Genomic DNA, 18,608 nt, shown 5'->3' with positions numbered 1-18,608 from the left:
CAATCGTTCCTGAGAAGGGGCATATTTCGGCCCTGTTTGGTAGACTGGGGATATCAACCAACAAGGATTAGGTTATGCCAACTAAACGATTTGCCGTAAAACACTGGAAAATGGTGCTGGTGCTGATTGCCATCTGCGGCGCAATGCTGCTACTCCGTTGGGCGGCAATGATTTGGGGCTAGGGGCGAAGACAAGTCATGAGAAGGGACGTCAAAAGACCGCAGACAATAAACGGGCCGACATCATCATCGGCCCGCTTTTATTACATTCTATAACCCAGTGAAACCGTGGTTCTGCGGTCGGTATGATCCGGCGCAGATTCTGGTGGTGAAGAGTTCCAGGTCACGTTGTAGGCGACTTTCAGGCCAAAGTGTTCGTTGATAGCCACGTTCAGCGCCGTCTCAGAGTTCAGCGTCGTATCGTCGGCACCAAATACAGAAACACCCTGGGTAAATTTGGTGTTGTCAGTCATCTGCCAGGCATAGGTACCGGAAGCGTAACCGAGCGGTTGGGTTTTGGTATCGCCATTGGTGTACTCGTCGTAACGCACACCCGGACCGAATTCAAAACGGAAGCTGTGTACCGGACCGTTCAGGAACTGGCGACCATAACCGGCGGTGAATACATCGCGCTGGCGATAACCGTTGTAACGGTCGGTTAACCAGCTTGCCTGACCAAACAGGTAGTCATAGTCGGTCATGTTGTAACGGCTACGTCCGCCTACCGCATACTTCTCGGAAGAACGTTCGTCGTTAGCGGAAGTGTTGCTGGCATTACCCCATAGAGACCAGGCGGTGGTATTACCGTACCAGGTGAGCGTACTGTCCGCCGTCAGAGAAGAGCTTTTCGTGTTACCGGATTGTGCCAGGTATCCGGCGTTCAGGTTACCTTCAAACGGTTTTTTCGCGGTGGAAGGATCGTCCATGACAGTAAAAACGGTATCATCAGCGGTCGCGTTCATAGCCGCAAACACGCCACCCGCCAGCATCAGTGCAGCGGGCACTGTCTTTAAAAGCTTCATTTTATTAAGGAGTCCGTACAACAAAAAAAGAGACCACACGGTCCCGGAATCTTTCTTGAGGATCAATGACAAGGCGTCCAGAGAAAGGTAACAAATTATAAAAAGCCGCAAATAACATAGCAATGTTTTCTTATTTCATTTTTTGAATAAGAACGATCTCAAAAAGCGTTTTATTTTATATATCCCCCGCCTCACTTTTCGTCAGTATTCATATTTAAAATCATACTGTTATTTACATTGCCTTCCTGACAAATGGTGCCAGGCTAATAAGAACCCATGCTAAAAGGAGGTAATGATGGTTTCTATTTATACTCTGACGCTCTCCCCTTCCCTGGATTCCGCCACCCTGACGCCGCAGATTTACCCGGAAGGTAAATTGCGCTGCAGCGCCCCGGTCTTTGAGCCCGGCGGCGGCGGGATCAACGTGGCGCGCGCCATTACACACCTCGGCGGCAAAGCCACGGCAATTTTCCCCGCAGGCGGTGCCACCGGTGAACATCTGGTCTCTCTGCTGGCCGATGAACAGGTGGCCGTTGAAACCGTTGAGGCCAAAGACTGGACGCGGCAAAACCTGCATGTCCACGTAGAATCAAGCGGCGAGCAGTACCGTTTTGTCATGCCGGGCGCGAAACTCAGCGATGACGAGTTTCGTCAGCTTGAAGAGAAAGTGCTGACGATAGAAAGCGGCGCGCTGCTGGTGGTAAGCGGCAGCCTGCCGCCCGGCGTAAGCTCGGAAAAATTAACGGCGCTGATTCAGGCCGCGCAGCAGCGCGGCATCCGCTGCATTGTCGACAGCAGCGGCGAGGCCCTGCAGGCGGCCCTGGTGCCGGGCAATCTGGAGCTGGTCAAACCCAACCAGAAAGAGTTAAGCGCGCTGGTCAACCGCGAACTGACGCAGCCTGATGATGTGCGCACCGCCGCGCAGGAGCTGGTGCGAAGCGGCAAAGCGCGGCGCGTAGTCGTCTCCCTTGGCCCTCAGGGGGCGCTGGCAGTCGATGAATCGTCATTCGTTCAGGTTGTCCCACCGCCGATGAAGAGCCAGAGCACGGTTGGCGCGGGCGATAGCATGGTGGGTGCGATGACGCTAAAACTGGCGCAGGGCGCGTCTCTGCTCGAGATGACACGCTACGGCGTGGCGGCGGGTAGCGCCGCCACCATCAACCAGGGCACGCGTCTCTGTTCGCTTGCCGATACGCAAAAAATCGTCGATTACCTGTCCCGAAATTAACGCCTTTTCCCCTTCGTCTTTACGGAGGGGAATGTCCTCTCTGAGTCGCCAAACGCAAACTATCGACTATGCTAAGAAAACTTCCATGATAACAATGAGGTGAATTATGAGCAGTGGTGATATCACACGCTACGTCGTGACCATCAACCTTCATGAAGCATCGCTGACCGAGCTGAATGAGCTCAACAATGCTTTCACCCGGGCTAATTTTCTCCTCACCCTGACGGATGACGAGGGCAATATTCATGATTTAGGCACACTGACATTTGGTCTGATCGGCGCCCTGAGCCAGGAAGAGGTTCATGCGCTGGCCGCCAGTCTGGTGGAGAGCGTGACCGACAAGCCTGCCGAAATTGACGTGGATACCTGGGAAAGCTGGCGGAAAAAAGAACAATAAGTGCGCTGTATGAATTTAAACCGCTCAGGTGTGCGTTAGTTCGTATTTTTTTACCGCAGTTATGCGCTAACTTTATGATCTGGCAGACAACATGGGAGAGACAACATGTGGCAGGCTATCAGTCATCTTTTACGTGAGCAACTGGGTGAAGGTGAAATTGAACTGCGTAACGAACTGCCAGGCGGTGAGATCCACGCCGCGTGGCATTTACGCTACGCAGGGCGCGATCTCTTCGTTAAATGCGATGAACGAGAGCTGCTTCCAATATTTACCGCCGAAGCCGACCAGCTGGAACTGTTGTCCCGCAGTAAAACGGTCACGGTCCCGCAGGTTCTGGCCGTGGGGAGCGACCGCGACTACAGCTTCCTGGTGATGGAATATCTCCCCGCCCGCCCGCTGGATGCCCATAATGCGTTCATCCTTGGCCAACAGTTGGCGCGCCTGCATCAATGGAGCGACCAGCCGCAGTTTGGTCTCGACTTTGACAACGATCTCTCCACCACGCCACAGCCCAATGCCTGGCAGCGTCGCTGGTCGACATTTTTTGCCGAGCAGCGCATTGGCTGGCAGCTAGAGCTAGCCGCCGAGAAAGGGCTGGAATTTGGCAATATCGACGCCATCGTCGAGCACGTTCAACAGCGTCTGGCATCCCACCAGCCTCAGGCGTCTCTGCTGCACGGCGATTTGTGGTCCAATAACTGCGCGCTGGGTCCCAACGGCCCGTACATCTTTGACCCGGCCTGCTACTGGGGTGACAGAGAGTGCGATCTTGCCATGCTGCCGCTTCATCCTGAGCAGCCGCCGCAAATATACGACGGATACCAGTCTGTTTCCCCTCTCCCGCCCGGTTTCCTCGACCGCCAGCCGGTGTATCAGCTTTATACGCTGATGAACCGTGCCATTCTTTTTGGCGGAGAACACCTTGTTAACGCGCAGCGGGCACTCGAGCGTATGCTTGCCGCCTGAGAAGATAACGGGTGGCCTTGCCGCCACCCTTATCGCTTACAGAAAACCGAGCAGTGAGAAGAAGAAGTATCCCGCCACAATGATAATCACGGGAAGGATGTAGAGCGGGAAAATTTGCAGGAAAATGGTGTGACGCGGCACAACGATGCGGGATTCAATCTGCTCCCGACTCATTCCTTCCGGGCCTTTGGCCTGCTCCAGAATCAACTGATCCTCAACGCCTTCGCGTAAAAAGCGCGTCTGGCGACTCATTCTCGCGCCAGAGGCCTGTAATGCCAGCGCGACAAAGATCAGGGCATATATCACCCAAAAGCCGATATTCAGCTGTTGATGAAAATCCGGGGTGGGTGAGTTAAACCAGAAGACATTCAAAAATGGCGTATTAAAACGCATCATCTCAATCATGACATGAGCGAAATCAAGCATTACCGCATTGATACCCGGCTGTTTTTCGCTGTGGTCGTACATAAATTTGAGTACAGAAATCAGCGTAGAAATGACGGCAGGAATAAAAATCACCCAGCCAGCAATACGTTTTAAGACCGCAATGCGTCCAGCTTGTTGATACGTCATCAGTTCCTCTTCATAAAGACGCGTTATTTGTGCCTAAGTCTACCTGCTGGTCATCAATTTCGCCCGCTCTTTAAAAGCAATATGCTAAATTGCAGAGTGTGCTTAGCACGTATCGTCTGTCGAACACCCTGGATAAGGAGACGTTGTGATGTCGACACCGCGCCAAATTCTTGCCGCAATTTTTGACATGGATGGATTACTGATCGATTCCGAACCGCTGTGGGATCGCGCCGAACTGGATGTGATGTCCAGCCTGGGCGTGGATATCAGCCGCCGTAATGAACTTCCCGATACGCTGGGCCTGCGCATCGATATGGTGGTTGACCTGTGGTTTGCCCAACAGCCTTGGGTAGGTCCCAATCGCGATGAGGTGACCACACGCATTATCAGCCGCGCCATTTCTCTGGTGGAAGAGAACCGGCCGCTGCTGCCCGGCGTACGTGAGGCCGTCGCGCTGTGTAAAGCCCAGGGGCTGAAGGTCGGACTGGCCTCGGCTTCGCCGCTGCATATGCTGGAAAAAGTGCTCACGATGTTTGAACTGCGCGACAGTTTTGACGCGCTGGCGTCCGCTGAAAAATTGCCTTACAGCAAGCCGCACCCGCAGGTCTATCTGGACTGCGCCGCAAAGCTGGGCCTGGATCCCCTCAACTGCGTTGCGCTGGAAGATTCCGTTAACGGTATGGTGGCGTCGAAGGCTGCACGGATGCGCTCCATTGTGGTGCCCGCTGAAGAAGGCCGTCACGACCCCCGGTTTGCCCTCGCCGACGTTAAGCTTAACTCGCTGGCAGAACTCACGGTGCATCATCTGCAGGGCGGTTAACGCCCTTCTCCGGTTTGTGACAAACAGTTACACCGTCACCTCTTCCGCCTACTGTATAAAAACCCTATACTGTATGAATTGACAGTTTTGTGGGTTTTATCATGACGGCGGAAGGCCACCTGCTTTTTTCTATTGCGTGCGCAGTATTTGCCAAAAACGCTGAACTCACCCCCGTGCTGGCACAGGGGGACTGGTGGCATATTGTCCCTTCCGCCGTATTGACCTGTCTGCTGCCCGACATTGACCACCCCAAGTCCTTCCTCGGACAACGCCTGAAGTGGGTGTCGAAACCCATCGCCCGCGCGTTCGGCCATCGGGGGTTTACGCACAGCCTGCTGGCCGTGTTTGGCCTGCTGACGCTTTTCTATTTGAAGGTGCCCGAAAGCTGGATAGTCCCCGCCGATGCCATCCAGGGGATGGTGCTGGGCTATTTAAGCCATATTCTCGCCGATATGCTGACGCCTGCGGGCGTGCCGCTGCTTTGGCCCTGCCGCTGGCGTTTCCGCTTTCCCATCCTCGCACCGCAGAAAGGGAACCAGCTTGAGCGCGTATTGTGCATGGCGCTATTTGCTTACGCCGTCTGGATGCCGCAAACATTGCCCGAAAACAGTGCAGTTCGCTGGTCATCCCAGATGATTAATTCGCTGCAATTTCAGTTCAATCGCTTTATTCATCACCAGATTGAACAGTAAACCAACAAAATTATCCTATTTGTCATAACCCATTCCATTTGGATATAAGCGCTACATCACACTTCTGCTAACCTTCCGCCAACAGGATCGGTAAAAACCGACCCAATAATAAATCAGGAGAACGGGGATGAATTTTCCACTCATCGCGAACGTCGTTGTGTTCGTTGTATTGCTATTGCTTCTCGCGCAGGCGCGCCACAAACAGTGGAGCCTGGCGAAAAAAGTGCTGGTTGGTCTGGCTATGGGTGTCGTATTTGGTCTGGCATTACAGGCAATTTATGGCTCCGATAATCCAGTTCTGAAAGATTCTATTCAGTGGTTCAACATCGTCGGTAACGGCTATGTCCAGCTGCTGCAGATGATCGTTATGCCGCTGGTGTTCGCCTCTATTCTGAGCGCCGTGGCCCGCCTGCATAATGCCACTCAGCTGGGAAAAATCAGCTTCCTGACCATTGGTACGCTGCTGTTCACCACGCTGATTGCCGCGCTGGTGGGTGTGCTGGTCACCAACCTGTTTGGCCTGACCGCAGAAGGTCTGGTTCAGGGTACCGCTGAAACGGCGCGTCTTACCGCGATTCAAACCAACTACGTTGGTAAAGTGGCTGACCTGACCGTGCCGCAGATGGTGCTCTCCTTCATTCCTAAGAACCCGTTTGCTGACCTGACCGGGGCGAGCCCAACCTCGATCATCAGCGTGGTTATTTTCGCCGCGTTCCTGGGCGTAGCGGCGCTGAAGCTGCTGAAAGACGACGCGCCTAAAGGCGAACGCGTGCTGACCGCGATTGATACCCTGCAAAGCTGGGTGATGAAGCTGGTGCGTCTGGTGATGCAGCTGACGCCTTACGGCGTGCTGGCGCTGATGACCAAAGTGGTTGCCGGCTCTAACCTGCAGGACATCATTAAGCTGGGCAGCTTCGTTGTCGCCTCTTATCTGGGCCTGGGCATTATGTTCGTGGTGCACGGCATCCTGCTGGGCGTAAACGGCGTCAGCCCGCTGAAATACTTCCGTAAAGTCTGGCCGGTACTGACCTTTGCCTTCACCAGCCGTTCCAGCGCCGCGTCTATTCCGCTGAACGTTGAAGCGCAAACCCGTCGTCTGGGCGTGCCTGAATCCATCGCCAGCTTCTCTGCCTCCTTTGGTGCCACCATTGGTCAGAACGGCTGTGCGGGTCTGTACCCGGCGATGCTGGCGGTGATGGTTGCCCCTACCGTTGGGATTAACCCGCTGGATCCGGTCTGGATCGCCACGCTGGTCGGGATTGTTACCGTCAGCTCCGCAGGCGTTGCGGGTGTTGGCGGTGGCGCAACCTTCGCCGCGCTGATTGTGCTGCCTGCGCTGGGTCTGCCCGTGACGCTGGTCGCGCTGCTGATCTCCGTTGAACCGCTGATCGACATGGGCCGTACCGCGCTGAACGTGAGCGGCTCCATGACCGCCGGTACGCTGACCAGCCAGTGGCTGAAGCAGACCGACAAAGCGATTCTGGAAAGTGAAGACGACGCCGAGCTGGCGCACCGTTAATCACTTTAGAAATAAAAAAAACCGCCTGATGGCGGTTTTTTTATGGCTGTTATTCCTCAACCTCTTCATCCTGGCGGATCTGCATCGCCCACCGCTGCGCTGACTCCGGCACGGTAAACGTGGGCGAGCGGCGGAAGTGTTCGCCGATCAGCACGAAGGCCACGTATTTTCCCCGCAGCTGCCAGACATCGCGAAAACCCTCCACTTTCAGGGCATGGTCAGGCGGCGCGGGCTCAACGCGGGGCACATAGCTAATAACCTGGCGGTTTTGTTGACGAAGAGGTTTCATAAGCGACTGGTTCACTAAAGCAAATTCTTGAAGCAGGAAAATTCTATGATAGCCGATCCTGCTGCCTTCCGTCGCGCCCCGAGTGGGTGAGAAGGCTCCTTTCGTCAATGACGGCATGTGAAAACTCTTAGTTCGCGAGCCATCTCGCGACATTGTTCTATCCTTAATAGGGTTTTTAGCAATGGATAAAGGAGAAGCGTGCAATGTCGAACAAAGATAAAACACATCAATCACCGATTCATGGCACTGAGGAATCTCAACCGGGTATGGACTCTCTCGCCCCTGCTGACGGCTCTCACCGCCCCTCCCCTGGCCCCTCTGCACCGGGCGAACAGCCTACCGCACCGGGAAGCATGAAATCACCGGAGACGGGAAACGAGAAGCTGAAATCGCTTGAGCCGCACCGCAAAGGCGGCGAAGGTTTTGCGCTGACCACCAATCAGGGCGTGCGCATTGCTGACGATCAGAACTCCCTTCGCGCAGGCGCGCGCGGGCCAACCCTGCTGGAAGATTTTATCCTGCGGGAAAAAATCACCCATTTCGACCACGAGCGGATACCGGAACGCATCGTCCACGCGCGCGGTTCCGCTGCGCACGGCTACTTCCAGCCCTATAAGAGCCTGAAAGCGATCACCAAAGCGGATTTCCTATCCGATCCGGACAAAATCACTCCGGTATTTGTGCGCTTCTCAACCGTACAGGGCGGCGCGGGTTCGGCAGATACCGTCCGGGATATCCGCGGCTTTGCCACCAAGTTTTATACCGAAGAGGGTATTTTCGATCTGGTGGGCAATAACACCCCGGTGTTCTTCATTCAGGACGCGCATAAATTTCCTGACTTTGTCCATGCGGTAAAACCGGAGCCCCACTGGGCCATACCGCAGGGACAAAGCGCGCACGACACCTTCTGGGACTATGTCTCCCTGCAGCCTGAAACCTTACACAACGTGATGTGGGCGATGTCAGACCGCGGCATTCCGCGCAGCTATCGCACCATGGAAGGCTTTGGCATCCACACCTTCCGTCTGATCAACGCCGAGGGTAAAGCCACGTTCGTCCGTTTCCACTGGAAGCCGGTGGCGGGTAAAGCCTCGCTGGTGTGGGACGAGGCGCAAAAGCTGACCGGGCGCGATCCGGACTTCCATCGCCGCGAGCTGTGGGAGTCCATCGAAGCGGGCGACTTCCCGGAGTACGAGCTGGGCCTGCAGCTCATTCCGGAAGAGGACGAATTTAAGTTCGATTTCGACCTGCTTGACCCGACGAAGCTGATCCCGGAAGAGCTGGTGCCGGTTCAGCTGGTGGGTAAAATGGTGCTCAACCGCAACCCGGATAACTTCTTTGCCGAAAACGAACAGGCCGCATTCCACCCGGGGCATATCGTGCCGGGGCTGGACTTCACCAACGATCCGCTCCTGCAGGGACGTTTGTTCTCGTATACCGATACGCAGATCAGCCGTCTGGGCGGGCCGAACTTCCACGAAATTCCGATTAACCGCCCAACCTGCCCATACCACAATTTCCAGCGCGACGGGATGCACCGTCAGGATATTGATACCAATCCGGCGAACTATGAGCCGAACTCCATCAACGATAACTGGCCGCGCGAAACGCCTCCGGCGCCGAAACGCGGTGGATTCGAATCGTACCAGGAGCGTGTCGACGGCAACAAAATTCGCGAGCGCAGCCCGTCGTTCGGCGAGTATTACGCCCATCCTCGCCTGTTCTGGAACAGCCAGACGCCGATTGAGCAACAGCACATTATCGGCGGCTTCAGCTTTGAGCTGAGCAAAGTGGTGCGTACCTACATCCGCGAGCGGGTGGTCGATCAGCTGGCGCGCATTGATATTCAGCTCGCCCAGAGCGTTGCGGATAACCTGGGCATTACGCTGACCGACGAGCAGCGCAACCTTGCCCCGCCTAAAGAGGTTAACGGCGTGAAGAAAGATCCGTCGCTGAGCCTGTATGCCGTGCCGGGTGGCTCGATTAAAGGCCGCGTGGTCGCCATCCTGCTGAACGACAAAACCCGCGCCAGCGACGTGCTGGGGATCATGCAGGCGCTGAAGACCCAGGGCGTGCATGCGAAACTGCTTTATTCCCGCATGGGGGAAGTGACCGCCGATGACGGCTCCGTGCTGCCGGTGGCGGCGACCTTTGCCGGGGCGCCATCGCTGACCGTCGATGCGGTGATTGTGCCGTGCGGAGACATTGACAGCCTGCTGAACAACGGTGACGCGGTGTATTATCTGCTGGAAGCCTACAAGCACCTGAAACCGATCGCGCTGTCCGGCGACGCGCGACGGTTTAAGGCGCAGCTGAAGGTGGCCGATCAGGGTGAGGACGGCATTGTCGAGGGAGACAAGGTTGACGATGCCTTTATGACGAAGCTGTTTGATTTGCTCGCCGCGCACCGCGTCTGGTCGCGCAGCAGTAAGATTGACCAGATCCCGGCGTAAAAAATACCCTCACCCCGGCCCTCTCCCTGAAAGGGAGAGGGTGAAATGCAGACCTGTGTTCGCATTACAGACCGCACGGCCCAGTCCCCTCTCCCTTTTGGGGAGAGGGTTAGGGTGAGGGGGAATTTCTCACAAATCCCCGAACGTTCCCAACCGATACCCACGCTCGGCAATCGCGTATTTCAGCGACGGCGACGTCAACACGTCCAGCTCCGCCAGGCGCGGCCAGCAGTAGGCGCTTTTCCGCACGGTGTTATCGACAAAAGCAGGATGCGCCATGACCTCCAGCGACTTTTCCCCCCGCGCGCTGGAATCATCCAGCACCTTCAGGAACAGCGCTTCGTCGATCTCGTCGCCGTAAAATGCGCTGCTGAACCCCTCTGTGGTGGTCACGTCGCAGTCGGGCACGCCGCGCGCCTCCCGATCCACGCGCATCGCCACGCCTTTGCGCTTTGCAAACTCAGCGACAATGGGGAAAATCGCCGGGATCATATGCACGTGGTGATGGCTGTCGATGTGCGTCGGTGCCTTACCAAAGGCGTCAACAAAGCGGTTGAACTGACACTCCAGCTCGCGGGCAACCTCTTCGAGAGGCAGAACGCCCTGTTCCGCCAGTTCCCAAATCCATTTGCCCAGCTGGCCGTCGCGCGTCAGGCCGGGCATGGGCGAAAGCGGCATCCCGAGCGTCAGCACAAAATGCATGCCAACGCCCAGCTCCGGCACCTCGCGGCTCAGCTGCGCCGCGTGTTCAACCGCCTCACCATTCACCAGTGCCGTGGTCGAGGTCACAACACCCCGGCGACAGGCTTCAATAATGCCGTAGTTCTGGCCTTTCGAGAGGCCAAAATCATCAGCATTAACGATCAGCAGGTTTTCCATTGTGCGTCCTCTTAGTGGTGTTTGAACTTCAGCTTCTCGATGGTGGCGGCAAAGTTCGGCAACCATTTTTCATGCGCCAGGATCATCTCGCTGGCCAGCTGCTCCGCATCGCGGTCGGAATGCACCAGCGGGCTCAGGTTCAGCGCCAGCAGCACGTCATTGAGCTCGCCGCTCAGCGCCGCGTTGCTTGCCGCCACTTCAAAGCCTTTGATGGTGTGGATCAGGCCCATGACCTTATCATCGAAGTGGGTGATGCGTGGATGCGGTTTAGCGCCATCGCGTCCCAGGATGCAGGTCATCTCGACCGCCCAGTCCGCCGGGATATTGTCGATATGGCCGTGGTGCGGCACGTTGACATAGTGTTCCGCCTGCTTGTCGTTGTAGATGGCGTTAATCACCTCGCACGCCGCATCGGAGTAGTAGGCCCCGCCGCGCTGCTCCAGCTCTTTCGGTTTAACGTTCAGGTTCGGATCTTTATACAAATCGAACAGCTGCTTCTCGACTTTCTGAACGATCTGCGCGCGCACGCCGCCCTTATAGTACTCGCCCATTTCGATGGCCAGCATCTCTTTCTGCTTGAAGTAGTAAAGCAGGTACGAGCACGGCAGCAGGTTCAGCGAGCGGATCAGCCCTTCGCTGAACGGCAGGTCAAAGATGTTTTTCACCGATGCCGCCGTCAGACGACCGGAAGCTACGCCGTCGAGCAGCTCGGCAAAGCGCGATTTTCCGTTCACGATCACGTCTTTAATGAATACCATGTGGTTCAGGCCGAACAGGTCGATGGAGAGATCGTCACTGTCGGTCAGCGCCAGCACGTCGCGGATAAACATCTTCATGCCGATCGGAATATTACAGACGCCGATAAAGCGTTTGAAATCGGTATGACGATAGACCGCCTCGGTCACCATCCCGGCCGGGTTGGTGAAGTTAATCACCCACGCGTTCGGGCAGATCTCCTGTACGTCTTTGACGATGTCGAAAATCACCGGGATGGTACGCAGGCCTTTAAACAGGCCGCCCGCGCCGTTGGTCTCCTGCCCGAGGTAGCCGTGGCTCAGCGGAATACGCTCGTCCAGCTCGCGCGCCTTCAGCTGGCCCACGCGCAGCTGGGTGGTGACGAAATCCGCATCTTTCAGCGCCAGACGACGGTCCAGAGTTTTATGCACGGTCAGAGGCACGCCCGCTTTCTCCACCATGCGCTTGCAAAGGTCGAAAATAATATTCAGCTTTTCCTGACCTTCCTCAACGTCCACCAGCCATAATTCGCTGACCGGTAATTCATGGTAACGTTTCAGAAAACCTTCAAGTAATTCCGGGGTATAGCTGCTGCCGCCACCAATGGTTACGACTTTTAATTTCTTCTGCATAATATCTCCCTTAGCGTATCAGGTTAATCGCCTGCAAGGTATAGCGTACTCTTCCCGCTATTTGGGCAAGCCATTAAAGCAATATTTGTGGCGGGTAATCCGCCGAAAGTTAATTAATTACCGTCAAATTCTTCCGGTAACTGTTCGGTGTGAATGAAGTCAATTTTTTAAAGGTCTTAATAAACAGGCTGGGACTGCTGTATCCTGACTCGTATGCAATATCGGTGACAGAGTAGTTGGTAATTTCCAGCTGTTTCTTCGCAAAATTAATGCGGATTTCATTAATAATTTGCACGGGTGTTTTACGATAATAGCGCTGCGTCGCGCGGGTCAGATATTCCTGGGATTTCCCCGACAGTGACACCATATTTTCCAGCGCATTTTCGCTAAACTGGCCTTTATCGTGCATCAGCTCAACGGTGCTGCGCAGCCACTGTGGAATATCATCCGTCACCTGCTGTTCTTCGCGATGATGGCGCAGCCGGTTCATCACGTAGAAGGTCACCGTCTCAATAAACTCATCAAATTCATTGTCGCGGAAGTTAAGCGAGGCGATAACCGTTTCAATCCAGGTCATGAACTCGTTTTTGACCCGATAGACCTGGGAGGCCACAAAGCAGAACGGCACCAGCGGCAGATAGTGCTTCTCAAAGAAGCGTCTGCTGACGCCCACATTCAGAATACGGGTGGCACCAAATTCGTAAAAGCTCTGGTGATAAGACCCCATCGGCAGGAAGACAAAATCCCCTCGCTCAAGCAGAACGCGCTTACCGTTGATCTCCTGGTAATAGCGGCCGGTCAGAACAATCGTGAACTCGTAGTAGTCATGCTGGTGCAGACCGCTGGCGCTCTCCGTCTTGTTGTAGATAACCACGTGAAAATTTTTGCCGTTAAACAGCTGCTGTTCAAGTGCGGTTTTAATTTCCATCGTGCTGACCTCCTGCTGCGAAATCCGACTCAGTGCATTTTCTCGTGAAGCTCAATGAGCTCCGCCACCAGCTCACGCGCCAGCATCGAGGTCATCAGGTGATCCTGCGCGTGGACCAGCACCAGGCTGACCTTCATCTTCCCTTCGCCCTGATCGCCTTCAATCAGCTTTGTCTGCACCAGGTGCGCTTCGTTGAGCGCCGTGCGGGACTGGTCCATCATGGTTTTCGCCGCGGCGAAATCCCCCTGCTTAGCCTGCTTCAGTGCGGCATAAGCCAGGCTGCGAGCCTGTCCGGAGTTGATGATAAGCCCCATCACCACTTCTTCAAGATCGTTCTCGACGGCTTCGTCTGCGACAATACTATCCAAATCTAACATTTTTAAGCTCCTTGTGGCTGGCGCGGGCTTCCCCGCGCCGGTCAATCTTAGAATTTCAGTGAGAGGGCAATATCCTCTTCGCTCTCTTCTTCATCAATAATGGTGGCGGCTTTGTTGGCAATCGCCACGAACGGCATATACAGCAAGGTGGCAATCCCGAGGTTGAATATCGCCAGCAGGAAGGCCGCGACGCTACCGTTGGTGTTGAAGAAGGCGCCCAGGCCCGCCGGCATGGTCCACGGTGCAATGTTGGTGACCGGTGGAATGATGCCCATGTAATACGCCGTCAGAGTGATCGCGGCCAGCAGCGGCTGAATCAGGATGAACGGAATGAACATTACCGGGTTCATGATGATTGGCAGACCGAACAGAATCGGTTCGTTAATCTGGAAGATGCCTGATGGCAGCGCCAGCTTCGCGACCTGACGGTAGTCAGCACGACGAGAGACAATAAAGACCGCGATGATCAGACCCAAGGTCGCTCCGGTACCGCCCAGGAAGATATAGGAGTCAAGCATCGGCTTCGCCCACACATGGAAGGTTTTACCCGCTGCCAGCGCCGCGTCAACGGAGCCGTACTGCTGGTAAAGCGCAACGTTTTCCAGTGCCCAGGGGGTCATAATCCCGCTGTCCAGCGCGGCCAGTGCCAGTGAACCATGCACGCCAAAGAACCACAGCAGAGAGGTGAAAATCACATACGCCCAACCGACCACGCCACCCATCGACGCCAGCGGCGTAGAGATAGAGTCCATGATGATCTGGTGGAAGTTTGTGCCCCAGTGGGAGAGCGCCCAGGCGATAATCCCCATGATGGAGAGAATAATGAAGCCTGGAATCAACGCGGAAAATGAACGAGAAACGGAAGCCGGTACGCTATCCGGCAGGCGGATAACCCAGTTGCGGCGGATAATAAAGGTGAACATTTCTGCCACCACCAGGCCGATAACAATACCGGAGATGATGTTGGCCCCGCCCAGCCAGTTGGCGCCAACGGCGTAGGCTTCACCCACGCTGTAAGGCGTTACGGTCATAAAGGCGGCAACGGATAATAATCCGGCAGCCAGCGGATCCACTTTACGCTCTTCTGCCAGTGCCATCCCAATAAAGAAAGGCGCCATCAGCGACATAATCCCTAACGTACCGTTATAGACGTTGCCGCCAATGGCTTTAAAACCATTAAGGGTTTCAATAGTGGAAGCGTCTAACCGAATTCCTAATGAATAAAAGAAGGAACCTTCACCAAAGCTCAGAAAAACGTTGTTAATTAAAACGAACATGGCCCCGGCCAGCGTCAACGGCATTAATTTAATAAAGCCGTTTTTGATGGCATTAACGTGAGGCTGCTTTCCTATTTTAACAGCAAAAGGAAGGAGTACCTTTTCAAGTGAAGCGATGACTTTACTCATAGGAAAATACCCTTAAATGCCGTAACGCATGTTACGGCGTATTGTGTGTGAAATAACTCTTTGACGGGAAAAATAAAAATTAATTAGCAGCTTTTTTAATGGCTGCCACAGCAGCTTTAAGAACACCTAAACCATCAATTTTGCCGTACAGCCCCGAGTCGATCACTTCGACCGGTTTATTGGGTAACAGTCGTTGAATTTCGGGCAACATATAGGCAATTTGTGGCCCCAGTAAAACAACATCGGCTGTCTGGCCTTTTTCGCCCGCCAGCGTCTCTGGAAACGCTTCAATCACCACAGGGACTTCATACTTTTCAGCCTGCGCACGCATCTTTGACACCAGAAGCGACGTTGACATGCCCGCTGAGCAGAACAGGTAGATATGTTTCTTTTCCATCGTGATTTCCCTCTTGTATGACTACCTGCCATCGCGCTATCACTCGACTCGCTGTCCCGGCAGACAGGTAGCTTGCGTACTGTTGTTTATCGTTGGAGTGAGTATACGCAATGGTACAGACAGGGGATAATTCTGGATAGGCTCAAATTGTCTCTCATTGACCTGGCTTGTTGACTCCCTTCACATTTCGGGCAAATAATTCGCGCAAAGAAATAAGATTTTCTGATGCATAAAAAAACCGGCCCATGGGCCGGTTTGTTAACATCCTCAGGCAAGCAGGGTTACTGCGCCTTAGGTGCCTGCGGATCGGTGTCGTATTCAGCACAGGTCTGATAGCCGGAGTTGATCACATGACCGGTATCATCCAGGGCGACGAAGTAGGTTTCTGCCTTACCATCACGTTGACCCAGGATATAGGTCTGGCAGGTCCCTTTCGCATGAATCATGGTCACTTCAGAAGAAGGTTTACCGGCAATCGCAGCCACCTGCGAACGGGTCATGCCTTTTTTAACGTCTTTTACTACGGGCTGCGTAAACTGATCCTTAGTGCGATCGTAAGCCGTACACCCTGCCAGCATAGTCAGTACCGCCGCTGCGCTAAGAATTCCTGCTACGTTCTTGTTCATATTCCGTCCTCTTGTTTATCAGCGTGTTATCTAAGCATGGGATAAAAAGTACTATTGTTCAACTTTGTGGATTACGCCAGACGAATTTCGGAAAATTCTAATAAAACAACGATAACCTGCTAAATCGGCGCAAATTAGCGCACTCGAAACTGTGATCCTTGTCGTTTCTCGCCCAAAGGGTTAGTTTTAACAGCTAACACATTCTGTTTATGTACTGCATATGGAGGGCGTGATGGCTCTGCAACAAGAGATTATTCAGGCACTGGGCGCGAAGCCTACGGTAGATGCACATGAAGAGATCCGCCGCAGCGTGGATTTTTTAAAATCGTACTTAAAAAAGAACGCTTTCCTGAAATCCCTGGTGCTGGGCATCAGCGGCGGCCAGGACTCTACCCTGACCGGTAAACTCTGCCAGATGGCGATTTCAGAGCTTCGCGAAGAGACGGGCGATGATAAACTGCAGTTTATCGCGGTGCGTCTACCTTATGGCGTACAGGCGGACGAGCAGGATTGCCAGGATGCCATTGCCTTCATTCAGCCTGACCGCGTGCTCACCGTGAATATTAAGGGCTCGGTGCTGGCAAGCGAGCAGGCGCTTCGCGAAGCGGGCATTGAGCTGAGCGATTTTGTTCGCGGCAACGAGAAAGCCCGCGAGCGCATGAAAGCGCAGTACAGCATCGCCGGGATGACCAAAGGCGTTGTGGTCGGCACCGACCATGCGGCAGAAGCGATCACCGGTTTCTTCACCAAATACGGCGACGGCGGCACCGACATTAACCCGATCTTCCGTCTCAACAAGCGTCAGGGTAAGCAGCTGCTGGCCGCGCTGGGCTGTCCTGAGCATCTGTATAAGAAAGCGCCGACAGCGGACCTTGAAGACGATCGCCCTTCCCTGCCGGATGAAGCGGCCCTTGGCGTCACCTATGACAACATCGATGATTATCTGGAAGGCAAAAAGCTGGATGAACGGACCGCGAAAATCATCGAAGGCTGGTATCTGAAAACCGAGCACAAGCGCCACACGCCAATTACGGTGTTTGACGACTTCTGGAAAAAATAAAGCAAAGCGGTAACCAGGTTACCGCTTTTAATGTTTGCGCCCTCTCCCATGGGAGAGGGTTGAGGTGAGGGCATCAAGCCGCACGTCCTGGCCGGGTAAGGCTTAGCCGCCACCCGGCTCTTTTTTAACCATCACACTCCTGCTACACTGTATGCCTGAACAGTATATGGAGCAGTATGTGAGCAGGCGTCAATCCGCCCCGCGTCTTGAATTTGAAGCGGCGGCTATCTACGAATATCCCGAGCACCTTCGCCCCTGGCTTGAGGCGCTGCCTAAACAGCCGGGCGTGTACATCTTTCACGGTGAAAGCGACACCCTGCCGCTCTATATCGGCAAGAGCGTGAACATTCGCAGTCGGGTGTTATCCCATCTCCGTACGCCGGACGAGGCCGCCATGCTGCGCCAGTCGCGACGCATTACCTGGTTCCAGACGGCGGGAGAAATGGGCGCGCTGTTGCTGGAGGCGCGGTTGATAAAAGAACAACAGCCGCTGTTCAATAAGCGCCTGCGCCGCAACCGTCAGCTCTGCTCTCTGCAGATAAACGATGGCAGGCCGCAGGTCGTCTACGCGCGCGACGTCGACTTTTCTCATGCCCCGAATCTCTATGGGCTATTCGCCAATAAACGCGCCGCGCTCCAGGCGCTGCAGACGCTGGCGGACGATTTACAGCTTTGCTATAGCCTTTTAGGTCTGGAGGCAACCACCCGGGGACGCGCCTGTTTTCGATCCGCGCTGAAGCGCTGCGCCGGTGCGTGCTGCGGGAAAGAGAGCGTTGAGGCGCATCACGCCCGGCTTCTCACCGGTCTGGCGGCCATCAGCGTGAACTGCTGGCCCTGGGAAAGCGCCGTTGCGCTAAAAGAAGTGGGCGAGGCCATGACCCAGTATCACATCGTCAACAACTGGCTCTGGCTGGGCGCCGTCGACGACATCAACGACGCGGCAACCCTGCTGCGCACGCCCGCCGGATTTGACCACGATGGCTACAAAATTCTCTGTAAACCGGTCCTGGCAGGAAAGTTTGAGATCATTGTGCTCAATGACCCGGCAGCCACGTGATTTCGCTGAACAATAAGGTGCCCTGAGCCTCCAGCAGACGCAGCGTATGGGTACCCTCCTCCCAGCTGGCACCCTGATCGGCCGTCAGCAATTTATCGCCCAGCTGCCACGCCCCGCTTAGCACGAACACCACGCCCCCGCGTGAGCCAAATGTGGTGAAGGTTCGGTCAGCAACGCGCACCTTCGCCCGGCAGCAGTCGCGCCGGGTCATGATGTTAAAGTCCATCGCCATCCGCCCATCTGAAAGCAGCGCTTTCACCGGCAGATCGCCGGCAAAACTGTAGGGCTGATGATGCTTGAGGGTATGGGAGAACGCCTGACCCGCGTCCAGCGTCACCTCTCCCCCTTCCAGCAAGGTAATCACCCGGTCAACACCGGGAAACGAGGAGAATTCGCCGTTGCTGGCAATCGTCGCGATACTGGCACGCCAGTGAAAATCGCGCGTCGCGGGAGGGAAGCAGCAAATCTCACGCGTTTCGCCAGCACCATTGCGCCAGAGGCTGACCGGCATCTTACGGATATCAAAGAACTCCATCACCACTCCTGAATGGCA

21 protein-coding genes are annotated in these 18,608 nt (G+C 55.0%); 10 read left to right on the top strand and 11 right to left on the bottom strand.

Annotated features, from left to right (window positions below; translation table 11 throughout):
• Positions 1 to 74 precede the first annotated feature (74 nt).
• Entirely contained in the window at positions 75 to 182 is a 108-nt protein-coding gene (yniD, locus tag NWV12_RS08920) for a small membrane protein YniD (protein WP_008500658.1), read from the top strand.
• 80 nt (positions 183 to 262) lie between these two features.
• On the opposite strand, the gene NWV12_RS08915 is transcribed toward yniD, so the two are convergent.
• Positions 263 to 1,021 (bottom strand): YdiY family protein, encoded by a 759-nt coding sequence (locus tag NWV12_RS08915; RefSeq protein ID WP_033145273.1) that lies wholly within the window; start codon positions 1,019 to 1,021, stop codon positions 263 to 265.
• Between the two features lie 295 nt (positions 1,022 to 1,316).
• Here NWV12_RS08915 and pfkB point away from each other — a divergent pair, with 295 nt between their 5' ends.
• The 3 genes from pfkB (at position 1,317) to NWV12_RS08900 (ending at position 3,612) form a co-directional block, all read left to right on the top strand.
• Positions 1,317 to 2,249, top strand: coding sequence for a 6-phosphofructokinase II (gene pfkB / locus NWV12_RS08910; protein ID WP_048979465.1), 933 nt, complete (start codon positions 1,317 to 1,319; stop codon positions 2,247 to 2,249).
• 106 nt (positions 2,250 to 2,355) lie between these two features.
• Positions 2,356 to 2,646: a type V toxin-antitoxin system endoribonuclease antitoxin GhoS gene (ghoS, locus tag NWV12_RS08905; protein ID WP_033145271.1), complete on the top strand. Its 291-nt coding sequence runs from the start codon at positions 2,356 to 2,358 to the stop codon at positions 2,644 to 2,646.
• Positions 2,647 to 2,751: 105 nt separating this feature from the next.
• On the top strand, positions 2,752 to 3,612 hold the full coding sequence (locus tag NWV12_RS08900; RefSeq protein WP_029740438.1) for a fructosamine kinase family protein: 861 nt from the start codon (positions 2,752 to 2,754) through the stop codon (positions 3,610 to 3,612).
• Between the two features lie 36 nt (positions 3,613 to 3,648).
• Here NWV12_RS08900 and NWV12_RS08895 read toward each other — a convergent pair whose 3' ends face one another.
• A complete protein-coding gene (locus tag NWV12_RS08895) occupies positions 3,649 to 4,185 on the bottom strand; it encodes a YniB family protein (protein WP_023311291.1) in 537 nt (178 codons plus the stop codon).
• A 148-nt stretch (positions 4,186 to 4,333) separates the two neighbouring features.
• Here NWV12_RS08895 and hxpB point away from each other — a divergent pair, with 148 nt between their 5' ends.
• The 3 genes from hxpB to tcyP all read left to right on the top strand — a co-directional run bounded on the left by hxpB (position 4,334) and on the right by tcyP (position 7,216).
• Positions 4,334 to 5,005 carry a hexitol phosphatase HxpB gene (gene hxpB, locus NWV12_RS08890; RefSeq protein ID WP_048979463.1) on the top strand — a complete coding sequence of 224 codons (672 nt, stop codon included), beginning with the start codon at positions 4,334 to 4,336 and terminating at the stop codon, positions 5,003 to 5,005.
• A gap of 101 nt (positions 5,006 to 5,106) precedes the next feature.
• A complete protein-coding gene (locus NWV12_RS08885; protein WP_014883483.1) occupies positions 5,107 to 5,697 on the top strand; it encodes a metal-dependent hydrolase in 591 nt (196 codons plus the stop codon).
• Between the two features lie 127 nt (positions 5,698 to 5,824).
• Complete coding sequence (tcyP, locus tag NWV12_RS08880; protein ID WP_008500667.1) at positions 5,825 to 7,216, top strand: cystine/sulfocysteine:cation symporter; 1,392 nt, start codon at positions 5,825 to 5,827, stop codon at positions 7,214 to 7,216.
• A 49-nt stretch (positions 7,217 to 7,265) separates the two neighbouring features.
• Here tcyP and cedA read toward each other — a convergent pair whose 3' ends face one another.
• The gene (gene cedA / locus NWV12_RS08875) at positions 7,266 to 7,505 is read right to left on the bottom strand and encodes a cell division activator CedA (RefSeq protein ID WP_008500668.1); all 240 of its coding nucleotides are present in this window, start codon (positions 7,503 to 7,505) and stop codon (positions 7,266 to 7,268) included.
• A gap of 203 nt (positions 7,506 to 7,708) precedes the next feature.
• On the opposite strand from cedA, the gene katE reads away from it, so the two are divergent.
• Complete coding sequence (gene katE, locus NWV12_RS08870) at positions 7,709 to 9,958, top strand: catalase HPII (protein ID WP_048979462.1); 2,250 nt, start codon at positions 7,709 to 7,711, stop codon at positions 9,956 to 9,958.
• A gap of 129 nt (positions 9,959 to 10,087) precedes the next feature.
• Here the strand turns inward: katE and chbG are convergent, their stop codons facing one another.
• The 7 genes from chbG to osmE form a co-directional block, all read right to left on the bottom strand.
• On the bottom strand, positions 10,088 to 10,837 hold the full coding sequence (gene chbG, locus NWV12_RS08865; RefSeq protein ID WP_048979461.1) for a chitin disaccharide deacetylase: 750 nt from the start codon (positions 10,835 to 10,837) through the stop codon (positions 10,088 to 10,090).
• 11 nt (positions 10,838 to 10,848) lie between these two features.
• Positions 10,849 to 12,204: a 6-phospho-beta-glucosidase gene (locus tag NWV12_RS08860; RefSeq protein ID WP_048979458.1), complete on the bottom strand. Its 1,356-nt coding sequence runs from the start codon at positions 12,202 to 12,204 to the stop codon at positions 10,849 to 10,851.
• Positions 12,205 to 12,313: 109 nt separating this feature from the next.
• Positions 12,314 to 13,156, bottom strand: coding sequence for a transcriptional regulator ChbR (gene chbR / locus NWV12_RS08855; protein WP_071789366.1), 843 nt, complete (start codon positions 13,154 to 13,156; stop codon positions 12,314 to 12,316).
• A gap of 5 nt (positions 13,157 to 13,161) precedes the next feature.
• Positions 13,162 to 13,509: a PTS N,N'-diacetylchitobiose transporter subunit IIA gene (gene chbA, locus NWV12_RS08850; protein WP_023311284.1), complete on the bottom strand. Its 348-nt coding sequence runs from the start codon at positions 13,507 to 13,509 to the stop codon at positions 13,162 to 13,164.
• A 47-nt stretch (positions 13,510 to 13,556) separates the two neighbouring features.
• The gene (gene chbC / locus NWV12_RS08845; protein ID WP_023311283.1) at positions 13,557 to 14,915 is read right to left on the bottom strand and encodes a PTS N,N'-diacetylchitobiose transporter subunit IIC; all 1,359 of its coding nucleotides are present in this window, start codon (positions 14,913 to 14,915) and stop codon (positions 13,557 to 13,559) included.
• Between the two features lie 79 nt (positions 14,916 to 14,994).
• Positions 14,995 to 15,312, bottom strand: a complete 318-nt coding sequence (gene chbB, locus NWV12_RS08840; RefSeq protein WP_008500676.1) for a PTS N,N'-diacetylchitobiose transporter subunit IIB — start codon at positions 15,310 to 15,312, stop codon at positions 14,995 to 14,997.
• Positions 15,313 to 15,593: 281 nt separating this feature from the next.
• Positions 15,594 to 15,938 carry an osmotically-inducible lipoprotein OsmE gene (gene osmE / locus NWV12_RS08835; RefSeq protein ID WP_010430142.1) on the bottom strand — a complete coding sequence of 115 codons (345 nt, stop codon included), beginning with the start codon at positions 15,936 to 15,938 and terminating at the stop codon, positions 15,594 to 15,596.
• 232 nt (positions 15,939 to 16,170) lie between these two features.
• Between osmE and nadE the strand changes: the two genes are divergently transcribed.
• Entirely contained in the window at positions 16,171 to 16,998 is an 828-nt protein-coding gene (nadE, locus tag NWV12_RS08830) for an ammonia-dependent NAD(+) synthetase (RefSeq protein ID WP_048979456.1), read from the top strand.
• A gap of 178 nt (positions 16,999 to 17,176) precedes the next feature.
• Positions 17,177 to 18,055, top strand: a complete 879-nt coding sequence (gene cho, locus NWV12_RS08825; RefSeq protein WP_075204792.1) for an excinuclease Cho — start codon at positions 17,177 to 17,179, stop codon at positions 18,053 to 18,055.
• Here the strand turns inward: cho and ves are convergent.
• Positions 18,033 to 18,590, bottom strand: coding sequence for an environmental stress-induced protein Ves (ves, locus tag NWV12_RS08820; RefSeq protein ID WP_023311280.1), 558 nt, complete (start codon positions 18,588 to 18,590; stop codon positions 18,033 to 18,035). The two genes, cho and ves, sit on opposite strands and share 23 nt — an antisense overlap.
• Positions 18,591 to 18,608: the final 18 nt, after the last annotated feature.

The organism is Enterobacter sp. Crenshaw (assembly GCF_024734705.1).
Lineage (GTDB): Bacteria > Pseudomonadota > Gammaproteobacteria > Enterobacterales > Enterobacteriaceae > Enterobacter > Enterobacter asburiae_B.
Note: the sequence above shows the minus strand (reverse complement) of the source record. Positions and strands in the feature narration are given on the sequence as shown.